The 5,297-nt window shown below is 60.3% G+C and carries 9 protein-coding genes; all 9 read right to left on the bottom strand.

Going from position 1 to position 5,297, the window contains the following annotated elements; translation table 11 throughout:
• Positions 1–561, bottom strand: a 561-nt coding sequence (locus tag BFV97_RS17590; RefSeq protein ID WP_245667809.1) for an SCO family protein, incomplete at its 3' end; no start/stop codon positions are given.
• Positions 562–621: 60 nt separating this feature from the next.
• On the bottom strand, positions 622–894 hold the full coding sequence (locus BFV97_RS17585; protein WP_069301687.1) for a hypothetical protein: 273 nt from the start codon (positions 892–894) through the stop codon (positions 622–624).
• A gap of 40 nt (positions 895–934) precedes the next feature.
• Positions 935–1,216 carry a hypothetical protein gene (locus tag BFV97_RS17580; RefSeq protein WP_069301686.1) on the bottom strand — a complete coding sequence of 94 codons (282 nt, stop codon included), beginning with the start codon at positions 1,214–1,216 and terminating at the stop codon, positions 935–937.
• Positions 1,217–1,298: 82 nt separating this feature from the next.
• Positions 1,299–1,811 carry a TlpA family protein disulfide reductase gene (locus tag BFV97_RS17575; RefSeq protein ID WP_069301685.1) on the bottom strand — a complete coding sequence of 171 codons (513 nt, stop codon included), beginning with the start codon at positions 1,809–1,811 and terminating at the stop codon, positions 1,299–1,301.
• The gene (locus tag BFV97_RS17570) at positions 1,808–2,404 is read right to left on the bottom strand and encodes a DsbE family thiol:disulfide interchange protein (RefSeq protein WP_069301684.1); all 597 of its coding nucleotides are present in this window, start codon (positions 2,402–2,404) and stop codon (positions 1,808–1,810) included. Before BFV97_RS17570 ends, BFV97_RS17575 begins: the two co-directional genes overlap by 4 nt.
• A complete protein-coding gene (locus tag BFV97_RS17565; RefSeq protein ID WP_425412287.1) occupies positions 2,401–2,778 on the bottom strand; it encodes a c-type cytochrome in 378 nt (125 codons plus the stop codon). The genes BFV97_RS17570 and BFV97_RS17565 overlap by 4 nt, the downstream gene beginning before the upstream one ends.
• Positions 2,779–2,980: 202 nt before the next feature.
• Positions 2,981–3,115, bottom strand: a complete 135-nt coding sequence (locus BFV97_RS19190) for a hypothetical protein (RefSeq protein ID WP_281200965.1) — start codon at positions 3,113–3,115, stop codon at positions 2,981–2,983.
• Positions 3,116–3,181: 66 nt separating this feature from the next.
• Entirely contained in the window at positions 3,182–3,637 is a 456-nt protein-coding gene (locus BFV97_RS17560) for a DUF411 domain-containing protein (RefSeq protein WP_009820203.1), read from the bottom strand.
• A 40-nt stretch (positions 3,638–3,677) separates the two neighbouring features.
• Complete coding sequence (locus tag BFV97_RS17555) at positions 3,678–5,117, bottom strand: multicopper oxidase family protein (protein WP_108721713.1); 1,440 nt, start codon at positions 5,115–5,117, stop codon at positions 3,678–3,680.
• Positions 5,118–5,297: the final 180 nt, after the last annotated feature.

Below are 5,297 nucleotides of genomic sequence, written 5' to 3'. Positions count from 1 at the left end.
CCGCCCGCCGATATCCACGACATGGGTAACCGCTCCGTGCATCATCATATCGCTGTCGGCAGTCATGGTGAACTCGAGCCCATAGTCCCGCGCCAGAATGCGCGTCGCGTCGTCGCCCTGATCGGGCCGCTTGGTCAGGATGACCCAGTTGGTCGGATCAAGCCCATGCCGGTTCGCGTACTCGCGCAGGACGTCCGGCGTGTCATTCACCGGATCGGTCGTGATCGAGATGAACTGCACCAGATCCTTCATCGGCCCGTCGTTGATCGAAGCCTGGACCGCCGCGATCTTTTCCGCATGGAGCGGGCAGATATCCGGGCAGTTGGCATAGATGAAATGCAGGATGACCACCTTGTCGCTGAAATCCGACAGGCGCACGGGATTCCCCTCGGAATCCTGCAGCTCGAATTCTGGGGCCTGCGCCGCATCTATGGCCTGGAAATATGGCTCCATCTCGAACATGCGGGCATCCAGATTTTCACCCGGATGATTGGCGAAGGCCGGAGACGAAATCGTGGCCGCGAGTATCGCTAAAGCGGCGCGCCGTGTCAGTGCTGTCAATTCTTGTATCCTTACAATAAATGCCTGCCGATCCGTTGACCGACAGGCATTTGGGCAAATCTAGCCGTCAGACTTTTCCGACGGCATCATGCCGCCGTCCATTTTCTCGGTCATGGACGCCATCATCTCGGTGCAGGCTTCCATCATGGGTTTCATTTCGGCCATCATCTTCATCATGCCCATCATGTCGCCGTCCATCATGCTGCCTTGCATGGCCCCCTCATTCTGCATCATTTCGCCCGTTTCCGGCGTGGTCTGTTCCTGGGCGCTGACGGCAAATGCACTTGCGGTAAGGGCCGTCGCAACGACGAAACTTGTAAGTGTTTTTCTCATGGTTTTCTCCTTGGGTTGATCGTGTAGTTATCGAAAGAACTCAGTCGGGAGACGCCCCGTCCGGCGATTTGGAGCAGCCCTTTCCAGACCCGCCCTTCATGCACAGACCCAGGCCGCACATCGCGGCACAGGGGGCCAGCGAGACCAGAACAGGCGCGAGCCCGATCGCGGTGAGCCATCCCCAGTTCAGGGCCATGCCGCCCCCCATCACGGTTGCCGCACCGACGAACAGCAATCGTCTGCACGTAAACCACTGGGTCCAATTGCCAACTCTTGCGATGTTGGCGGTGATTGCGCCGTTAGAGGGTGATATGTCGGTCATCCAGAAAATCCTTTCGATGTGTAAGAAATAGTCGTTCCAGTAACTGGAAGGTCAAGAGCGGGCGGTACTCTTTCGGCGGTATTCATTCGGTAAAGCCACGTAGGAAGGACACCATTTCGGGATCATCCCATTCGGCCGGGCCGACCAGTCTCCCAAGCTCCCGCCCCTGCGCGTCGATCAGGATCGTCGTCGGCAGCCCGACGGTGCGCAGGGCAGTCATCGACAGCATGGTCTCGTCGACATACATCGCGAGGTTGGTGATACCGATCTCGTCGTAGAAACGCCGCACGACGGGCGACCTCGCCCTGTCGATGGACAGGGCGACCACCTCGAAGCGGTCGCTGCCAAGTTCCGCCTGAAGCGCATCCAGCGTCGGCATCTCTTCGCGGCAGGGGACGCACCAGGTTGCCCAGACGTTCACGAGGACCACCTTGCCGCGAAAGTCCTCCATGTCACCGCGACTGCCGTCCGCGGTCAGATAGCGCACGTTGATCACGGGCTGTGGCGTGTCATGCAGCGCAAACCCCTGCGGCCCAGCAAAGGCCGCGCTGACGGACAATGCCCAGGCGATCAGCGCCGGTTTGAGATGTTTCATTGTGTTGGCTCCTTGCCAGCTTGGGTTTTCAGATCACGGACGATCGGCAAAAGGGTTTCCTCCAGGTTCGCTCGCGTGATGGGGCCGACATGGCGGTAGGCAATGGTGCCATCGGGGGCGATGACATAGGTTTCGGGCACGCCGTAAACGCCCCATTCGATGCCCGCGCGTCCGTCGATGTCGGCCCCGATGCGCGCGTAGGGATCGCCCAATTCGTCGAGCCAGGCGCGCGCCTGCTCGGGTGGGTCCTTGTAGTTGATCCCGTAGAGCGGCACCTCACCGGTGGCGCTCAGCTCCATGAACAGCGGGTGTTCGGCCCGACAGGGCACACACCACGAGGCAAAGACGTTCACCAGCGAGACATGGCCGATCAGGTCCTGCGTCGACAGACCGTCGTCACGGCCGAGCACCGGAGCAAGCGCAAACTCCGGCACAGGTTTGCCCAGAAGCGCCGATGGCAAGTCGTCGCCGCCCCTGAAAAGCCCCCAGCCGAACAAGACCATGAGGGCAAAAGCTATCAGCGGCACCAGCACAAACCCGGAGATCCTGCGCCGCGCCACGGCTTCGTTTTTGCTGACGACCTCTTGCGTCATGGCTGCACCTGCTCATCCGCAAGGGTACGGCTTTCCTGCGAAGCGCGGTTCCGATCGGGCCATGTGCTCTTGATGTAATCGATGATCGCCGTGATCTCATCGTCCGTCAGCGCCTCCCCGAAACCGGGCATGTCGCTTTCATAGCCATTCCCGACAATCGCCGCCGTTCCGCGCTTCACGATGTCCAAAAGCACGCGGTCCGTATGGTGCCAGGTATGGCCTGAGGCGTCATGCGGCGGGGCAGGCAACCGGCCGTTCGGCAATCTGGAGCGCCAATCGGGCTGCCCCTCCAGGTTTGCGCCATGGCAACTGGCACAGTTCTCCTGATAGAGGCGCTCGCCCGCGTGCAAGTCGCTCTGCGCCGCAACGGGCAGGACCGTTGCAGCGAGCAAGAACGCGGAGACTCTAATGCCTGTTATCACTACGCTTACGCCTCCTTTTTACGAGCCACATACAGAGGATGAAGAGCGCCAATAGCGACGACACAATGAGCAGGACGCAAAGCGCCCAAACCAATCCCATCGACATCAGGCTGTCGCCGCTGCTGGCACCCTCATTACGCATCCCGGCGCATTTCTATTTTCCGCCGTCTGAGCGGATGTATTTGACCAATGCGATCGCCGCGAGCACCAGCACCCCCACGATCAGCAACCAAACCAGTCCCATCGCGATCATCATGCCGCCGCCCATCATTCCACCATCCATCATCATGCACTTCATCCTTTGTTTTCCCTTGAAACCGGTCAGGCACGGGATCGCACCAGACCGCGCAATTGATCATTCGACCGCATAGACGGTCGGGTTCACACCTTCTTCGACGGTGTAAATCTTGAACGGTTCCTGCTTCGCGCCCCCCATACCCGGCGATCCCAACGGCATGCCGGGAAGTGTCAGACCGGCAATGTCCGGGCGCTCATCAAGCAACTTGTTGACGACATCAATTGGCACATGACCGCTGACGACGTAGTCACCCAGAAAGGTCGTATGGCAGCCTTGGAAATCGTCCGGGATACCTGCATCACGGCTGATCTGAGCCAGATCATGGGTCGGCTTTACCTCGACCGTGAAGCCATTCTCGCGCAGGTAGTCCGCATAGCTCTCGCAGCATCCGCATTGCGGGTTCTTGTAGAGCGTGGCCTCTTGCGCTGCGGCAGGCGCGGCATTCAGGCTCATTGCAAGGACAGCGGCAGCACCTGCGGTGCCAAGACTGGCAAGTCCAATTAGTTTCTTCATCGGTTCTTTCCTTTCGTGTTGATCGTTACGTGAGATTGCTTCAGGTTTTGGTCGTGCCGGGATCGACACGTATGATGCCCATCATGCCGGCCGCCTGGTGTTCCAGGATGTGACAATGGAACATCCAGTCTCCCGGATTGTCCGCCACGAAGGCGATCTCGACCCGTTCCTCCGGTGCCATCAGGACGGTGTCCTGCCATTCGCGATGCCGTGTCGGTTGCCCGTTCCGTGTGATCACACGGAACGAATGTCCATGAAGATGCATCGGGTGATGCCACGCGGTGCGATTGTCCATCTGAACCACATGCGACGTGCCCTGCGGCAGGACCAGCAATGGATCCATCATGTGCCCGGTTGCTGCTTCGCCGTTGATGAACCACATGTTGCCTTCGCGCATCTGCTCCATCATGGACCCCATGCCGCCGCCCATCATCATCTGCCCCATCATACCGCCATTGAAGATGATCTGATGCCGCGTCGCAGCTTGCATATCGGGTTCGGCCAGCGGGTTGGGTGGCAGTTCCATCGACCAGTCCGGGACCGCGTCCCGTAACCGATCCGGCCCGTAGGCGAGATCGACCAGACGGTATTCCAGATCCCTGTAGAAGACATCGGTGATGGTCAGGCTCTCTCCGGGCTTGCCGGTCATATCAATCACCAGATCGACACGCATGGCCGGGCCGACCACCACGATGTCATCGTCTGGTACATGAGGTGACACGGGTTGACCGTCCAGAGCGACCACGACCGGCGCAAGACCACCGAAATTCAGCCCGAAGATCCGGGCATTCGCCGCGTTGATCAACCGCAGGCGGATGCGTTCTCCGGATCGCACGGAGATGCGTTCCGGCATCTGGCCGTTGATGGTCACGGAATTGCCGATGCGGCCGCCGTGCATGGCGTCGTGACGGCTTCCGAAGTCCCCGGCAATCTGTCCTTCTCGGGTCATGCGCCAGTCATCAAGCATCCAGGTCAGGTCGCGATCCACACGGATCGGGTCCGCCTCCTCGACGATCAGCGGCCCGTAAAGGCCGCGGCCGACCTGTTCCGAACTGCGCTGGTGCGGGTGATACCAGAACGTACCTGCGTCCAGCGCATCGAATTCGTAGAGAAACTCGCCACCGACCGGGATCGGGTCCTGTGTCAGGAACGGCACGCCGTCCATCGCATTGGGTGTGCGAATGCCATGCCAGTGGACCGTCGTCCCTTCATTTAGCCCGTTCTGGGCCAGAACCCGAATTCGGTCTCCCTGCCGCACCCGGATCTCGGGGCCGGGGAGGGATCCGTTGTAGCTCCAGACGTCGGTAGAGCCGTAGGGTGCCGGTCGCAGGGCGGCTTGTCCGGCCGCAGCGCGTAGCACGAAAGGGTCCCCGGTCGGACTGGCCATCGCTACTCGTGCCGGTGACAGAGCGGATATGGCCGTGAGAGCGGCACCGGTGCGCAGCACGTGCCGTCGTGAAATCAGTCTGTTGAGGGTCATTACTTCTGCCTTGATCTGAAAGGGTCGCACTCAGCCAGCTTCGGCCAAGGCAACGGTCAGGCCCCGCAACAAGCGAGGCCGTTATCACGTTCAGACAGGCAGCTTGGGAGGAAATGGATCAAGGGAGGGAACCGCGCCAATCGGGATCACAGATCCCGCGACTGGGATGACAACACCGAA

This window comes from Neptunicoccus sediminis (assembly GCF_001719615.1).
In the GTDB taxonomy this organism is placed as follows: Bacteria; Pseudomonadota; Alphaproteobacteria; order Rhodobacterales; family Rhodobacteraceae; genus Amylibacter; species Amylibacter sediminis.
The sequence above is the reverse complement of the archived record's forward strand: the minus strand, read 5'-3'. Positions and strand labels throughout refer to the sequence as shown.